Origin of the sequence: Paenibacillus sp. 1A_MP2 (assembly GCF_052244825.1) — a bacterium.
GTDB classification, from domain to species: domain Bacteria; phylum Bacillota; class Bacilli; order Paenibacillales; family Paenibacillaceae; genus Paenibacillus; species Paenibacillus vandeheii.
In genome coordinates this window covers 3,329,093-3,344,915 of record NZ_JBQQCS010000001.1, presented here as the reverse complement: position 1 = coordinate 3,344,915, position 15,823 = coordinate 3,329,093, and the positions used below count along the sequence as shown (strand labels likewise).

General features: G+C 44.8%; 11 protein-coding genes and 2 pseudogenes. 3 read left to right on the top strand and 10 right to left on the bottom strand.

Annotated elements, in window-relative coordinates:
* Window positions 1-86: 86 nt before the first annotated feature.
* A pseudogene (locus ACTWJ7_RS16375) lies at window positions 87-1,314 on the top strand (glucose-1-phosphate adenylyltransferase).
* Between the two features lie 64 nt (window positions 1,315-1,378).
* Here ACTWJ7_RS16375 and ACTWJ7_RS16370 read toward each other — a convergent pair.
* The 5 genes and pseudogenes from ACTWJ7_RS16370 to ACTWJ7_RS16350 all read right to left on the bottom strand — a co-directional run bounded on the left by ACTWJ7_RS16370 (window position 1,379) and on the right by ACTWJ7_RS16350 (window position 6,914).
* Window positions 1,379-2,877 (bottom strand): annotated as a pseudogene (locus ACTWJ7_RS16370) (sensor histidine kinase).
* Complete coding sequence (locus tag ACTWJ7_RS16365; protein WP_024634004.1) at window positions 2,874-3,572, bottom strand: response regulator transcription factor; 699 nt, start codon at window positions 3,570-3,572, stop codon at window positions 2,874-2,876. Before ACTWJ7_RS16365 ends, ACTWJ7_RS16370 begins: the two are co-directional and overlap by 4 nt.
* Complete coding sequence (locus tag ACTWJ7_RS16360) at window positions 3,565-4,767, bottom strand: hypothetical protein (RefSeq protein WP_301877311.1); 1,203 nt, start codon at window positions 4,765-4,767, stop codon at window positions 3,565-3,567. The genes ACTWJ7_RS16365 and ACTWJ7_RS16360 overlap by 8 nt, the downstream gene beginning before the upstream one ends.
* Window positions 4,768-4,905: 138 nt before the next feature.
* Window positions 4,906-5,631 carry a phosphonate ABC transporter ATP-binding protein gene (locus tag ACTWJ7_RS16355; protein WP_079349217.1) on the bottom strand — a complete coding sequence of 242 codons (726 nt, stop codon included), beginning with the start codon at window positions 5,629-5,631 and terminating at the stop codon, window positions 4,906-4,908.
* A gap of 83 nt (window positions 5,632-5,714) precedes the next feature.
* Window positions 5,715-6,914: an MFS transporter gene (locus tag ACTWJ7_RS16350; RefSeq protein WP_443145628.1), complete on the bottom strand. Its 1,200-nt coding sequence runs from the start codon at window positions 6,912-6,914 to the stop codon at window positions 5,715-5,717.
* Window positions 6,915-7,115: 201 nt separating this feature from the next.
* Between ACTWJ7_RS16350 and ACTWJ7_RS16345 the strand changes: the two genes are divergently transcribed.
* The gene (locus tag ACTWJ7_RS16345) at window positions 7,116-8,036 is read left to right on the top strand and encodes an ArsR/SmtB family transcription factor (RefSeq protein WP_024634000.1); all 921 of its coding nucleotides are present in this window, start codon (window positions 7,116-7,118) and stop codon (window positions 8,034-8,036) included.
* A gap of 43 nt (window positions 8,037-8,079) precedes the next feature.
* Window positions 8,080-8,844 carry an HAD family hydrolase gene (locus ACTWJ7_RS16340; RefSeq protein ID WP_301877315.1) on the top strand — a complete coding sequence of 255 codons (765 nt, stop codon included), beginning with the start codon at window positions 8,080-8,082 and terminating at the stop codon, window positions 8,842-8,844.
* A gap of 90 nt (window positions 8,845-8,934) precedes the next feature.
* Here the strand turns inward: ACTWJ7_RS16340 and ACTWJ7_RS16335 are convergent, their stop codons facing one another.
* From ACTWJ7_RS16335 to thyA, 5 genes are all read right to left on the bottom strand, one after another.
* Complete coding sequence (locus ACTWJ7_RS16335; protein ID WP_301877316.1) at window positions 8,935-11,280, bottom strand: type IA DNA topoisomerase; 2,346 nt, start codon at window positions 11,278-11,280, stop codon at window positions 8,935-8,937.
* Window positions 11,281-11,404: 124 nt separating this feature from the next.
* Window positions 11,405-11,872 (bottom strand): ferric iron uptake transcriptional regulator, encoded by a 468-nt coding sequence (fur, locus tag ACTWJ7_RS16330; RefSeq protein WP_024633997.1) that lies wholly within the window; start codon window positions 11,870-11,872, stop codon window positions 11,405-11,407.
* Window positions 11,873-12,172: 300 nt separating this feature from the next.
* Window positions 12,173-13,660 (bottom strand): glutamate synthase subunit beta, encoded by a 1,488-nt coding sequence (locus ACTWJ7_RS16325; RefSeq protein WP_024633996.1) that lies wholly within the window; start codon window positions 13,658-13,660, stop codon window positions 12,173-12,175.
* A 625-nt stretch (window positions 13,661-14,285) separates the two neighbouring features.
* Complete coding sequence (locus ACTWJ7_RS16320; protein WP_301877317.1) at window positions 14,286-14,774, bottom strand: dihydrofolate reductase; 489 nt, start codon at window positions 14,772-14,774, stop codon at window positions 14,286-14,288.
* Window positions 14,775-14,981: 207 nt separating this feature from the next.
* The gene (gene thyA, locus ACTWJ7_RS16315) at window positions 14,982-15,776 is read right to left on the bottom strand and encodes a thymidylate synthase (RefSeq protein WP_024630355.1); all 795 of its coding nucleotides are present in this window, start codon (window positions 15,774-15,776) and stop codon (window positions 14,982-14,984) included.
* Window positions 15,777-15,823 lie beyond the last annotated feature (47 nt).

Genomic DNA, 15,823 nt, shown 5'->3' with positions numbered 1-15,823 from the left:
TTTTTACAGTATACATCGTTTCAATAGCTCCGCATTGCGTTTATGTATGTACTACACTGGACAAATATCTTGGGAGGGAAACGATTATGTTTAATAAAGATTGCATCGCTATGCTGTTGGCGGGAGGAGAGGGGAAGAGATTAGCCCCTTTAACCTCAAGTATCGCAAAACCCGCTGTACCGTTTGGCGGGCACTACCGGATTATCGATTTTCCCCTCAGCAACTGCGTAAACTCAGGCATCGATACTGTAGGTGTTTTGACGCAGTACCAAGCTGATTCATTGCATGATCACATTGGTGGCGGAGAACCTTGGGGACATGGGACTTCAAGTGAGGCAGGAATTTCCTTACTTCCATCTTATCATACAGGAAATGACGAATACTTGGGAACCGCGGATGCTATTTATAAAAATATCGACTATATCGACCAACAAAACCCCGAAAATGTTCTAATTTTGTCGGGTGACCATATTTATCATATGAATTATCGTGAAATGCTGGAAGCTCATACAGCTAACCAAGCGGTAGCGACCATCTCCGTTATGGAAGTTCCTTGGGAAGAAGCTCACCGCTTCGGCATTATGGCAGCTGATGAAAATCTGAGAGTAACGGAATTTGCCGAGAAACCGGCCGAAACCAAAAAGCAATCTGGCGTCGATGGGAATTTACATGTTCAAATGGGAATATCTGAAGCGCCACCTGCTCGAAGATGCCGCTAATCCGGAATCCAGCCATGACTTCGGTAAAGATGTAATTCCTCAAATGTTGAATGAAAACACTCCCCTCTTCGTATATAACTTCAATGGTTATTGGAAAGACGTGGGTACGGTGAAAAGTTTATGGGATGCACACATGGATCTGCTTCACAATGAGGAAGGCTGGAGCCTGCAAAAAGAAGACTGGCCGATGTATACTCGTGACTGGAGAACCAAACCGAGTGCATATAAAGCGCGTCATACACGTGCTGAGCTTCTGCAATCCATGATACATGAATCCTGCGCCATGGATGGCCGTGCTGAACGCTCTGTTATTTTCTGCGGAGCCGAAGTTGGTAAAGGTTCTGAGGTGAAAGACAGTGTGATCATGCCAAATGCACGGGTAGGTCGTGGTGTTCATATCGAACGCGCCATTATTGGTGAAGGTGCCATTATCAAAGACGGCGCCATTGTCAAAGGTACAGCAGATGAAATTATGGTTGTCGGACCTAATGAGATTGTTTCCGCCAAACCGGCTGTACGCACACAACCGGTACGTATGCTAAAAGATGTTTATGAAAAAAGCGGACGCCTGCGCACAGGTGAACTTTCTTCATAACATAAAGAAAAGGCGAGCCATTATGGCTCGCCTTTTTGATGTAAAAACAATCTTTATAAAGAATTCAAAGCTTTTTCTCATTAGACTCTGCTTGAGTTATTGTCGGATCGACAATCACTTCGGCTTCATCATTCTGCAAAATGGGATCTACCACCGTCTCATACTCCGGTAAAGCTGGTAACGACACCGTGACAGTTGTACCCGTCCCGAGTTCACTTTGCATTGTGATTGTTCCATCATGCAATTCGACCAGTTCCTGAGTTATCGCAAGTCCCAGCCCTGTTCCCCGTTCTGATGATTCACCTGAAAGAATCGGTCACGTACTTTAATGAGATGCTCTTCACTGATTCCAATCCCCGTATCCTGCACAGAGGCCAAAATCTGACCCTCTTCTTCTTTAACGGTTAAGAAGATCCAGGAATTCTCATGTGAAAACTTGATTGCATTATCCACCAAATTAAGAAAGACTTGTTTCAGCCTATTGCCATCCCCAAAAACATTGAAAGCCCGATTTTCATCACTTTCCAACTTGAGGTGTATCTGTTTTTGTTCAGCTTTTGCCCAAACATTCAACATGGTTTCCTGAACAATCTCACGAATGCTGACTGTCCCTTTCACCAACTTCATCTGATTTTGCTGCAACTTGGAGAAATCAAGCATTTCTTCAACAAGACCGATCAGACGCTCGGTTTCCTTGGAAATAATACTCATCCCGATTCTCGTCTCATCCGGATCGTATCCGCCAGAATCCAGGGTTTCGCTCCACCCTTTGATACTGGTCAGAGGTGTCCGCAATTCATGAGAAATCGAAGAGATAAAATCGTCCTTGATCTGATTACTGCGCACAATTTCATGTGCCATAAAATTCAGAGTGGATGCGAGTTCGCCTAATTCATGCTTGTAATTCCCCTTAACTCTAACATCCAGACGTCCTCGGGCCATCTGAGCGGACACTGCCGTAATGTTGTTGATTGGACGTACTATGGAATTTGCCATACCAATACTAATGATCAAGACAATTGCAAGTACACCAACACCTACTCCAATCGCAAGCATTCCCATGAACCACAACTTGGAATTTACATTTTCGAGCGATGTTAGGTATCGAACAACGTACGTATTTTCGCCGCCTAGATCAAACTTGTGGGAAACGGCCATGACCTGTTCCCCTGTGGCTGGTTGTCTGCCTACCCAACGTCCCATAGCGCCATTTAAAGCCTGTTGAATATCACTCGTTTGCAGAACGGCACGGTCAGATTCAAAAGCAGTTGAACTAGCCAGCACATGACCGTTCAGATCTAGAATCTCAAGTTCTGTATTAGATAATTCCAAATTTACAAGTAGTTTGGACAGATTATTCCCATCTTCTGAATTGCTTTCTCGGGCTAGAGGCTCAAAAAAATCCTTTGAATTGGAGATATGGGTACTGATTGTATTATAAATACTTTCGTAATAATATCTTTGCACCGCCAGCATAAATACGAATTCGACCAACAGCAGAGCTAGAAAAACTACAATAAAGTAATGTAGTACGATCTGCCGTGTGATGCCTTTTTTGATCATTGATCCCGGCCCTTCCATTTATAACCGTGACCCCATACAGTTTGCAGGTATTCAGGTTCGGAAGGATTGTTTTCAATTTTCTGGCGCAAGCGGCGGATGTTTACGTCCACGATTTTGGGATCACCCATATACTCTTTGCCCCACACATGATCCAGCAGTACATCTCGACTAAGCGGTGTGTTTTCTTTCTCCAGGAAGAATTGAATCAACGAAAATTCGGTTGGTGTTAACTCAATTAATTCATTCTGCTTCTTGAATTGCTTGGAGATCAAATCCAGTGAAAATGGTCCCGATTGGAACGTTACCTTGGCAGCCGTCTCCCGGTGAACGTTCACCCGACGCAACAAGGACTGGATGCGTGCAATCAACTCGGTGGGACTGAACGGCTTGCTTACGTGATCATCTGCTCCAACCGAGAGTGCATATACCTTGTCCTGCTCCTGCACTTTGGCTGTCAGGAAAATAATACCCAACCGCTCATTCGTTTCACGAATGCGACGACACACTTCAAATCCGTCAATGCCAGGAACCATAACATCCAGCAAAGCTAGATCAATATCTGGAACGGTTTGCAGAATACGAAGCGCTTCGTGTCCGTCTCCCGCTTCGAGCACTTCGAACCCGTTTCTCTTCAAATTAATAACAATAAAACTGCGGATGGATTCTTCATCCTCAAGAATAAGTACTTTACTCATTAAGTTCTTCCTTTCTATTCAGTTGCGGTATATTGTCAAGCAATCCATCGTTGGCATCCAGTTGTGCACCGCGCGAAGCAATAACCCGATCATTTGTCCGGGTAATCTCCTTCCAACCTTTTCCTTTTTCCTGTTCCCACTGGGAAAGTGTGAAATATTTAATTTCACCTACGGTTTCATCGGTATCAATCATTTTGAAACGAATGTATTTTTCTTTTTCCGATTTGGTATCAATGGTAATCTTCCCATACCACTCGGGCTTCAGATTCAAGTGGAATAAATCAGCATCATCCCGATATTGGAATGACACAAATTTCTTATCATCCTTGCCATCCCATTGATAAAAGGTATAAAACCACATCCGGGAATCAAATACATAATGCTCCCATCCTTTTGGCGATTCCTTTAATCCAAACTCAATAATACCATCATTATCGACATCACCGCTTAAAATTTTGTCATCTCTGTAGGTTTGATCAGGCGATTTAAAAGCATTCACTAGTTTGTTATCTTTAACGTATATGATCTGTGAGAATGTACTCCGGTCATCCAGCTCCGAATCCAGTACGATACCGACTTTATCTTTGGCAATCTGACCACCGAGAGCATTATATATCTCTTTCACAGTGTAATCCGTCTGCATTCTGTCAACTTCCTTGAAGCTGCCTTCGTCGTACTGATACAACGCAATAGATGCAAATCCGCTATTGTTCAGAGATACGATTGCGAAATCATTTTTCTTGTCCCCGTTTAAGTCGAGGGTGTTCCCTTGAACATTATCTATAATATATTGGTTATACGGAACACCACCCAATACTTGTTCAAGTGCCCCAGCTTTATAAGAATAAGCAGTTAACGCTCTCTGTTCTTGTAAACTTACACCGAGGATGATATCCGGATTCCCATCATTGGTAATGTCCAAAACTTTGAACGATTGAAGTTCATTTCCTGGAACATCAAATGTCAATTTCTTTACCCAAGAATCCCCCTGCTCCTCCAATAACATGCCATGAATTCGCACATTCTCATTCGGGGTCTCATAGAAAACGATGGCTTCCCGAGTACCATCTCCGTTTAAGTCTTCAACACGAATCATACTGGTGTTATTCATGTCTTTGGGACGAATTAATTTGCTTTCTGGTGGCTGTTCCCGCTGAACCACATTTAATAATTTTTCCTTATCTGTAGACATCATTGGTTTTCTCATCAAACCCTTAGGATCGCTTATGACAGTACATCCGCTAAGGACTGAACCGAGCAGGATCGTTAATGCTCCCCCGCTAACAGGCGCCCCCACCGTGAATTAAGCAAATTCATCACTCTTTTCAATAGTTTAAATCATATTTTTTTCTTGCTGTGTCAACCGACGTCCCCGTATATCAAAAGCAATCTTGCCTTCCGCTAGACCCCAGATGCGGGTTGCATGTTTCTCTGCCAATTCAATTGGCAATACTGCAATTACGGTAGCACGTTCCTCTTCGCACAATTTGCGCAGCGTTTCCAGCACCGTATCTGCTGTATGAGGATCAAGCCCAATGACAGGTTCATCCGCCAAAACAACTTTTGCACCATGTGCAAGCGCTCTGGCAATCGCAACACGCTGCTTCTCGCCACCACTGAGCTTCTCTGCCGTCTGGTGTGCTTTATCCAGCAACCCCAGTCCTTCCAGATAATCCATTGCTCCCATATAATCATCGGAACGAACCATGCCTGTCACCATTCTCCATAAAGGGGTTTGACCAGACCGACCGATCAATACATTTTTCAAAGCTGTACGTCTCGGATACAATTGCGGATTCTGCTCCAAGTATGCCCATTCCCGTTTAATTTTCCGTTTTCCGGACCAACCTTCTTTTATAATCTCGGCTCCATCCACCGTAAATCGACCACTGTCCCATTTTTCCATCATAGCAAGGCATTTAAGCAGCATGCTTTTTCCGCTTCCACTTGAGCCTACTACGCCGATCATTTCTCCCTGTTGCATATCGAATCGTATATCCCGCAGAACCGGAACCCGATCCGCTCCAACGGATTTGCTTAAACCCTCAACTCTGATCATCGCGATGTCTCCTCTTGTCCATGTTTTTCCCTACTACTAGTGTACTCGGAAATGGACATCAATTTCCATGCGAACACCAGCTTCTATTTTACCACAGATTCAAGCATAGGTTTATGATGAAATAATACACCTGCTGCACCAAAAAGAAGATACATGAATCCAAGTAAAATAAACATACTTCCGGGTGAAATCCAGTTGATCACTTGCCCACCCAGATTCGGTCCAATAATGCTTCCTATTGTAAAATGAAATGAGGCCACAACGTTCGCTGCGGGCAGCAGCGCTTTGGGCAAAATATCTGCGGCATAAGCCAGGCCTAGCGAGAAAAATGAACCTACGAGACCTCCTGCTATGGTCAACAGCACAAGCGTCCACCAGAAATGTGTGCCGGCCAATGGTACGAGCATGAAGATGATCCCACCAGTAATACCGGCAAACATCAACGTTTGCTTTCGACCATAACGGTCACTCAACATGCCTAGAGGTAATTGCAGGAACAGACCCCCGATTCCGACAAATGGCAGCAAAGACGATATCTGATTGGCATCCAAACCAATACGCAGTCCGTATACGGGAAAATTGCTGTTCATCCCGGCTTCCATGTACCCGTACAATAAAGCAGGCAACAGTGCATACCATGCCCAGGCCAGACTGCGACGGAAACGGCGTTCAGGCAGTTGTCCATGCTCTGCCTTCTCCGGCTTCGTATCGGGAAGCTTCAATAATACAAGGACCAGCACTGCGGCCATACAAACAAACAATACCCAGAATGGAACAGCAGCACCAAACCCGAGCAGCTTGATTCCCAGTGGCCCGATACTGAATCCCAAACCATAGGACATGCCATATAAAGAAATGTATCGTCCTCGTTTTTCGGGTGCGGTCACCAGAAGTACCCACAACTGGGCAGAATAATGGAGTGCACTATCACCAATCCCGACCACGAGACGTAAAATGAACCAAATTTTGATATCCGGAAAATAAGGAAACAGGATTAGGGGAATCATGACAAATAACAGTCCGCCAATAATCAGCTTTTTGAAACCGATAGCTCCCAGCAGTCGTTCGGCCACCAAGGTCATCGCAAAGGACCCCACGTACAATGCGGCAGCATTCAATCCGTTTAAACCCGGTGAGACTCCTTTTTGCTCTAAAAATATGGATAGCACAGGCAATAAAAGCCCCTGGCTGATCCCCGCCACAACTATAACGGTTATCAGGATAAGATAGTTAGATGTTGAATGTGACAATTTTGGGGTGGTTATCAATGACACAAGAATCATTCCTCCTGCAAGCATACAAAGAAAAATCGCCATCTCTGACGACCTTTCGCATGTTATAACTATTCTGATGATCATGCATGGTTACGCCAGGGGTTTTGCCCTGGACTTGAACATTATAGTGGACAACGCCCTGCAAAACAAGCCATAATAGTACTTAAGTCGCTGCGTACATTTAGATGTGACGGGAGGATTCTGCATCATATGGCTTATCATGTTAAAATCGATGTTTCGCCGATATATGAAATGCTCAATAGCTTTTTGGTATATGTAACGAAGAAGTGGATTCAACATCTGGATGTTGGCCCTGAATGGATCATTGAGGTGGAAGGCAAACTAAGTTCCAATGTTCGAGCTGCGCTCGCACCTGCTGCCACATGGCCTTTTGATGACTTTGACGTTTTGTTTGCATGGGCGGCCTATCGGAACGATTCCAATGAAAATATTGATTTTCTGGATATGCTTGCAGGACAGACAGCCGAAGAGCTGTTCGCACGTATTTCTGCTCTGCTACCCCATCTTACAATAGAAGAATCTACACGTATTCGGGACAGCTATGTACCACTTTTGCGACTCTGGGATCAGCATTACTGCCAGCATATGAGTGAGGATTATCGTATCTGGTTGGAGGAAGATGCTGAAGAGAAGCGCATACTGCTGGATAAAATGGGACCTGAATTACTTATTGAATACGCTACTGCGGGTGTTCTGGTTGAACCGATGCCTGGACTGGATGAAGTTATCCTGTTTCCAACCGTTCACAACCGTCCCATTAATATGTACTGCTTCTATGAGGGCATGATGATTATGCAGTATCCTGTGGATGCACCTGAAGAGGATGAAGACCAACCACCAACCTGTTTGCTTCGTTTCACACATGCCCTGGCCGATCCGGAAAGACTTCGTCTGCTCCGTTACGTGTCAGGTGAACCAAAGTCGCTCGCTGAGATGTGTGAAGAGCTGGGCAAGGACGAGGATATGGTTAAAGATCAGGTTATGGCACTGCGCATCGCTGGACTGCTGCGAACCCATCTGCTCGGCAGTAATCGCAAAGAGAAGTACAGTATTCGACCAGATGGCGTATCGGAGTTGAACATGTTCCTGGAATCTTATATTCGCATATAAAATATGAACAACTGTGCTGCTGGCTGCAAGGAGTGAATTGGATATGAAAATAATAAAACAACATATTTTGTTTGATCTCGATGATACACTTGTGTACTGCAATAAATATTTCAATCTGGTGCTTGGTGAATTCTTCGAGAACATGCAGGAGTGGTTTGACGGACATGCCCTGACGGTTCAACAAATTAGGGAGAAACAGCTGGAGATCGATGTAACCGGGGTCAATAAACTGGGATTTGCAAGTCACCATTTCCCGCAATCCCTTATTGATACCTACCGTTACTTCTCCCAGATGTTCGCAAAACCCACCTCTCCCCAAGAGGAATCTTACCTCACCAAATTAGGAATGAGTGTATATGACCAAGAGGTTGAGCCTTATCCTCATATGGTGGAAACGCTAGAGAATCTTAAATCAGCTGGACATGCCCTCTACCTGTACACGGGCGGAGAAACTGTCATTCAGCAGCGGAAGATTGATCAGATGAAGCTATCGGCTTATTTCGATGACCGAATCTACATTCGGCAACATAAGAACATTGAGGCACTTGAAGGTATTCTCTCTACTGGCCCGTTTGAGCGTCGTGCAACGTGGATGATTGGGAATTCACTGCGTACGGATATTATGCCAGCCGTGACGGCCGGCATCCATAGCATCTATATTAAACAGCCGAACGAGTGGCAATACAACATGGTCGAGCTTCAACCTAATCCCGAGACATCGATGTATACCATCACTGCTCTAGAAGAGGTACCGAAGGTCATCCATGAAAATATACAACAGCAGCAACAAAAAATGACCCTTGGATAAGGGTCATTTTTTGTTTTATTTAATGATGATTGAACGTGGCACTAGTACATTAGGCTTCTCGTTCTTCTTTCAGACATTACATCCAAAAACTTATGCATCTTGCTTCTCCGCGGATAGTTTGCCTGTTACCTTATCTTGCAAAATAATACGCGCCTTCACCGTACTTCCGTCTTTTCGTTTAAAAGCAAGTACTTGAGTACTCCCCTTTTCAATCAACGCTTTCAACATCGTACTTGTGATTTTCTTGCCGACGTACTCTTTCCAAATGACAAACCCGCAGCCTTCCTTGAAACGTGTACATCCATAACCTTTCTTGCCCTCAATAATCTGACCCGTGCAACCCGGTGATGGACAGGAGGCCAGCATTTCACGGACACCCGGTTGGCTAGAAGTCGAAGATCGTGTTTGTGCTGTCGAGTTCGCGGTACTGCCAGTCTTGGATGACGCTCTCGACGTTTGACGTGTAGTCTTCGCACCTACACTTGTGCCCGCGCCGGTACCTGATGTTTTGGCGGATGTTCTGGCGCTGGTTCTCTGGGCTCCGGCTCCCTTGCCTTTACCCCGCCCCCCACGCGTATCTTCCCCAAAAGCATCAGCTGGTGCCGGTGCCTGCACACGTACTTTATCAATGATGGACATGGTAAATTTCTTGACGTTCTCCATAAACTTGTCCTGGCCGGCTTCACCTTTGGAAATTTGATACAATCTTCTTTCCCACTGGCCCGTCATCTCAGGCGAAGTCAACAAATCTACACCTGCCTTACGGATCAATTCAATGGCTGTCCGGCCCTTCAGCGTCAGTTGCATCTTTTTACCCTGCATCGTAATGTAACCCACGTTTTTAAGTCTTTCAATCGTTGCGGCACGAGTCGCTGGTGTACCCAGTCCACTGTCCTTCATTGCATCACGCAGCTCTTCATTCTCGATCTGCTTACCTGCACTTTCCATCGCTTTCAGTAATGTACCCTCGGTATAACTTTTAGGAGGCTGTGTCGCCTTCTCCTTGAATTCACTTTTGGAACACTGAACAGGCAATTCAGGTTGAACGGCAAATGCCTTGTCCGTCCATTCTTCTGCTTCCTCTTCTTCGTTGCTGTTTTTCTTCGTCTTTTTCTTGCCTGTCTGCTCCTGATCCGCAGATCCCAATACCACTTTCCAACCCAGCGAGAGCAGTTCTTTCACAGATGTCTTGAATTGGTGCTTCTCCACTTCCGTGAGCACGGTATGCTGCTTGTACTCTGCTGGTGGATAAAAATGGGATAAGAAACGCCTTACGATCAGGTCATAGATATTTTGTTCATCCTTGGATAACGTACCTGGTCGTTTCAAAGTAGGTAATATCGCATGGTGATCTTCAACTCTGGACGGGTTACATACACCCTTGTTATTTTTATGAACGAGTTCAGGTTTTGCTCCTAGCGCCAATTCACTGTAAGATCCATTTTTAAGCAAATTCAGCGTTTTGTGCATACCTTCAATATTCTGTTCCGTAACATAGTTCGAATTGGTCCGTGGATAAGAGATCACCTTATGTTTCTCATAAAGCGCCTGCGCAATATCCAGCGTTTTCTTCGCCCCATAACCATACTTGGCATTAGCTTCACGCTGTAAAAGGGTCAGATCATATAATCGGAATGGATACTCCTTGGTCTGTTTTGCTTCGTACTTGGTAATCTGTCCCGTCTTCCCCTTCACACTGGCAGCAATCGACTCAGCAACGGCGGGGTCGGTCAGCTTGTCCCCTTGACGTAATCCCCTGTACTCCACTCCTTCTTGACGAAACCATGCGGCCACTTCATAAAAGGTCTGGGACTGGAACGCTTCAATCTCAATTTCCCGATCATAGATCAAAGCCAGCACGGGAGTCTGCACCCGGCCTACAGAAAGTAAGGCATTGTGTCGAGTCGTAAAAGCCCGGGATGCATTCATACCAATCAGCCAATCCGCTTCACTACGAGCCCGGGCAGCATGAGTCAAATTCTCAAATTCCGAGGCATCTTTCAAACCATCAAAACCACGTTTAATACTCTCTGCGGTCAGATCCGATATCCACAGACGCTTTACAGGCTGACGCAGTTTCAACTGTTGTTGAATTAAGGCAAAAATGTACTGTCCTTCTCGTCCTGCATCACAAGCATTAACGATGGCCGATGCCCTTTTTGCAAGTTCTCCGATCATTTTCAGTTGATCTTTCGTTCTGGGGTTGGGCACAATCTTGAACTGATCCGGAATGATCGGCAAATCGCCGATATTCCAGCGCTTGTACTTTGAATCATAGGCATCCGGTTCAGCAAGTCCCAATAGATGACCAATCGCCCAGGTGATAATGTAATGCTCACCTTCCAAATAATTGCGATTGTTCTTGGCTCTTGGTTCTATGACGGCGGCAATGGTTCGGCCCATGTCGGGCTTTTCCGCTATAACCAGTGTCTTCATCCGTCCATCTCTCCTCCTTCACCGTCCGCATGACGGCAAAAAGGGGCCTTCCGCCCACGGAAGCCCCTTGCTTCTAAAACTTATTATATCAGATTTTGGTTGCGGAGCATCCTCCCCGCTGCATTTACCCAGCTGCCTGTTCATTCAAAGCTTGCTTCGCTCTGCACTCCTTGCATACGCCCTGAAAATCAAGCCGGTGGTCTGTAACGGCAAAGCCGTACTGACGCTCGATCTGTTGTTCCAGACGAAGCAAGCCATCCTCCATAATCTCTTCCACAGTGCCGCACTCCGTGCAAATCAAATGATGATGGTGATGTGAGCCATCCGTACTTCTCAGATCGAAGCGCGCAGCACCATCCCCAAAGTTAATCTTTTCTACGACCTGAAGGTCACTAAGCAGTTCAAGCGTACGATATACCGTAGCCAAGCCAATCTCGGGGAATTGTTCCTTGACTAGCAGAAATACTTCCTCTGCGCTAAAATGATCCTTTTCATGTTCAAGCAATACACGTACCGTAACTTCTCGTTGCTGTGTCAGCTTATAACCTTTTGCGACCAACTGTTTCTTAATGTCATCAATCTGTTCTGAAATGGATTTGCCCCGGTTACTTGTCATAAGGTTGCACCTCCAGATATTATCATTTCACAATTCGTGTCGTTTTTAAATGTCATGGCGTTTCTTATTTATAATCATTATAATCTAATAATAAATCTTTAGGAGCTAAAAAGCAATGCTATACCGCACACTTGCCTAAATAAATGTCAATGTTCTTTATCTGAATATCATAAAATAACAAAAAAGCCCCCGCAAACTGCGAGGACTTCCACTTTATCAATTTTATAATTTATTCATATATTGCAAATCCATACTGATCTGTGTCTTATCGACTCGTTATACGAGAACTGTAGCACCCATCAAGTATTTGTCCACTTCACGGGCAGCTTCACGTCCTTCATTAATTGCCCATACAACCAGACTTTGACCACGACGCATGTCACCTGCTGCAAATACTTTATCCACATTGGTATTGTATTTGCCGTAACGTGCCTTAACGTTGGTACGACGGTCTGTTGCAAGTCCAAGTTGCTCCACAAGAGTCTGTTCCGGTCCGTCAAAGCCAATAGCAATCATTGCCATTTGAGCTGGGAACACGCGCTCTGTACCCGGAATCGGCTGATAGATCTTACGCCCTGTCTCATCTACAATACGCTCGATTTGAACGGTATGAAGTTCTTTGAGATTACCTTCGTCATCACCCACAAATTTGGTCGTCATAATGGAGAACTCACGCGGATCGTCACCGAACAGTGCTTTCGCTTCTTCCTGTGCATAATCAAGAGTATATACGTTCGGGAATTGCGGCCAAGGATTGTTAATGCGATCACGTTCCATAGGAGCTTGAGTATGTGTACCAAATTGGGTAATGCTCCGACAACCGTGGCGAAGCGATGTAGCTACACAGTCGGAACCTGTATCCCCGCCACCGATTACGATAACATCCTTGTCCTGTGCTGACAGGTAATTACCATCCTCCAGATTGGAGTCCAGGTAACTTTTGATGCTGCCATTCAGGAAATCCATGGCGTAGTGCACACCTTTCAGATCACTGCCTTCAATGTTGAACTCACGTGGTTTGGTTGCACCGCCGCACAGGACAACTGCATCATAATCATCTACCAGCTGCTGTGCAGCAATATCTTTGCCGATCTCTGTGTTGGTTACAAATTGAATGCCTTCTGCTTCCAGCAAATCAACACGACGCTGAACGACGTTTTTATCCAATTTCATCGTAGGAATACCGTACATCAGCAATCCGCCTACACGATCAGAGCGCTCGTATACCGTTACTGAATGACCTGCTTTATTCAACTGAGCTGCCGTAGCCAGTCCCGCAGGACCTGAACCTACAACTGCTACACGTTTACCCGTACGTTTCTCTGGAGGTTGGGGAACAACCCAGCCTTCTTCAAAACCCTTTTCAATTATTGCTTCTTCAATTGTTTTGATGGTTACAGGTTCACCGATAAGACCTACTGTACATGATCCTTCACAAGGAGCAGGACAGACACGACCTGTAAACTCAGGGAAATTATTCGTTTTATGCAGACGATCAAGCGCTTCTCTCCACAAACCGCGATACACCAGATTATTCCACTCTGGAATCAGGTTGTGCACAGGACAGCCCGACGTTCCGCCAGTCATATCTATACCAGTATGGCAATACGGGGTGCCACAATCCATGCATCGCGCACCTTGTGTTCTGAGCTCTTCTTCAGCCATATGTTTATGAAACTCTTCCCAATCCTTGACCCGCTCCGCTGGTTGGCGGTCCGCAGGCAGCTGCCGTTTGTATTCCATAAATCCAGTAGGTGTAGACATCTTACGTTTTCCCCATCCGTTCTTGTCTTAATCCCTTCATCTGCATGGTTCTATATGAAATGGATTACTCATGTTTGAGTTTTTTTGTATATTGTATCACAAAAGCTTCTCGAAGATATTTCAATTATAGTAGCACTTTGCTTGCTGAATATTAAATGGATTATCCGCATAATTATTTGTATTTTATACATCATATCGCCCAAGTCTACCCATGGTCAATACCCTTAAATTGGTTATTTATCAGGTATGGATACACAAAATTAAGTCTTTAATTAATGGAGAAACCGACAAAATGTCATTTAAATGTGAGGTAATTTGCCATTTAATACAACAAATTTTGCAGCTTTGCGGGATCAATTCCGAATATCATTCCATTTTAGGGCTTTACAACGGTGAAACCCTATAACTTTTATACTTTTTTACCACTTCGTGATTATTGTTATGTATTATATTTATATTGTTCGTTATTTTAACGTCATATTTGTGTTATTTATATGTTACTCCACATATATTTCATTTTATTTTCAAAAAGAAAGACGCTGTTCACGAATATTTCGTAAATCAGCGCCCTTATATTTCGTTTACAGCATATGTTTGGGCTCTTCTACTTCATCTTATGTCCCTGTTACCGTTTTCGTTCATAGAACTCAAACGTATACGCATAAACATTTTTTTCGTCTTGCTCGCCTTCAATCTGTTCCTTTAGCTCCCATTCCGACCAATCCACTTCCGGGAAAAAGGTATCCCCTTCAAAATCCTCATGGATTTTGGTCACCACCAGCCGATCTGCGAGCGGCAAAAACTCACGATAGACCTGGGAACCGCCAATAACGCAAAGCTCATCGCCTTTTGTCACTTCCAGCCCCTCTTCGATCGTATGCACCACTTCAGCCTGATCCGCTTTGTAGTTCAGATCTCTGGTTACGACAATATTTCGACGTTGTGGAAGTGGCTTGGCCCCAAAGGACTCCCATGTATTACGTCCCATAATAATCGTTTTGTTCAGCGTACGCTGCTTGAAAAAGGCCATATCTTTAGGCAAACGCCATGGAATGGAATTATTCAATCCAATGACGTTGTTCTCGCCCATCGCCCATACCAGTTCTATGCTCAAAGATTACACACTCCTTCAGTCTGTTTATAGGTTGTTCAAAAAGTCCACTTTTGATTACGAATGATGCCTAGCGGCATCATCAGCATCGAATATGGAAATTCAGCCGAAATGTCCGTTGCTAACGTAGTTTTCCCTACGCTCCGCTACTTCATTTCTAGCTTCATTCCATCTTCTCGGCACTGAAAACCAGACTATTTGAGCATGTACTTATACTGCAATCGGGGCTTTAATACCCGGATGGTGCTGATAGTTCTCAAACTCAAAATCTTCAAACGTATAATCAAAAATGGAATCCGGCTTACGCTTGATGACCAGTTTAGGCAATGCGTATGGTTCACGCTCCAACTGGGTTTTCACTTGTTCCACATGGTTTGAGTAGATGTGTACATCCCCACCGGACCAGATGAACTCTCCCACTTCAAGATCACACTGCTGGGCAATCATATGTGTCAGCAATGCATAGCTGGCAATGTTAAATGGCAGCCCCAGGAACGTATCCACGGAACGCATTGTGAGCATACATGATAGTTTACCCTCAGCCACGTAAAACTGAAACGCGAAATGGCAAGGGGGCAGTTTCATGTTGTTAATCTCCGCCACATTCCAGGCGCTAACGAGGTGACGTCGTGAATCCGGATTGTTTTTAATTGAATCAATAACAGCTGCAATCTGATCAATCTTCTCTCCATTGGGTGCTTCCCAAGTACGCCATTGAGATCCGTATACCGGACCCAAATCACCATTTTCGTCAGCCCAATCATCCCAGATCTTCACACCATTTTCCTTCAGATAGGATATATTCGTATCCCCGCTCAAAAACCATAACAACTCATGAATGACTGATTTCAGATGGATTCGCTTGGTTGTTACAAGCGGGAACCCTTCGGATAGGTCATATCGGAGCTGTCTGCCAAAAACGGATTGGGTTCCCGTTCCGGTGCGGTCTCCCTTATGCACGCCGTTATCCAGGATATCCTGTAATAAATCAAGATAGTTCTTCAAATTATAATCCCCTCGCACTTCTTATTTCACAGCAATAAAAACAAACG

Bases quoted from the DNA above. Each gene is read 5' to 3' on its own strand.
- ACTWJ7_RS16365 (WP_024634004.1), bottom strand. From the start codon at position 3,572: ATGAGTAAAGTACTTATTCTTGAGGATGAAGAATCCATCCGCAGTTTT.
- ACTWJ7_RS16360 (WP_301877311.1), bottom strand. From the start codon at position 4,767: ATGATGTCTACAGATAAGGAAAAATTATTAAATGTGGTTCAGCGGGAA.
- ACTWJ7_RS16355 (WP_079349217.1), bottom strand. From the start codon at position 5,631: ATGATCAGAGTTGAGGGTTTAAGCAAATCCGTTGGAGCGGATCGGGTT.
- ACTWJ7_RS16350 (WP_443145628.1), bottom strand. From the start codon at position 6,914: ATGATTCTTGTGTCATTGATAACCACCCCAAAATTGTCACATTCAACA.
- ACTWJ7_RS16345 (WP_024634000.1), top strand. From the start codon at position 7,116: ATGGCTTATCATGTTAAAATCGATGTTTCGCCGATATATGAAATGCTC.
- ACTWJ7_RS16340 (WP_301877315.1), top strand. From the start codon at position 8,080: ATGAAAATAATAAAACAACATATTTTGTTTGATCTCGATGATACACTT.
- ACTWJ7_RS16335 (WP_301877316.1), bottom strand. From the start codon at position 11,280: ATGAAGACACTGGTTATAGCGGAAAAGCCCGACATGGGCCGAACCATT.
- ACTWJ7_RS16325 (WP_024633996.1), bottom strand. From the start codon at position 13,660: ATGTCTACACCTACTGGATTTATGGAATACAAACGGCAGCTGCCTGCG.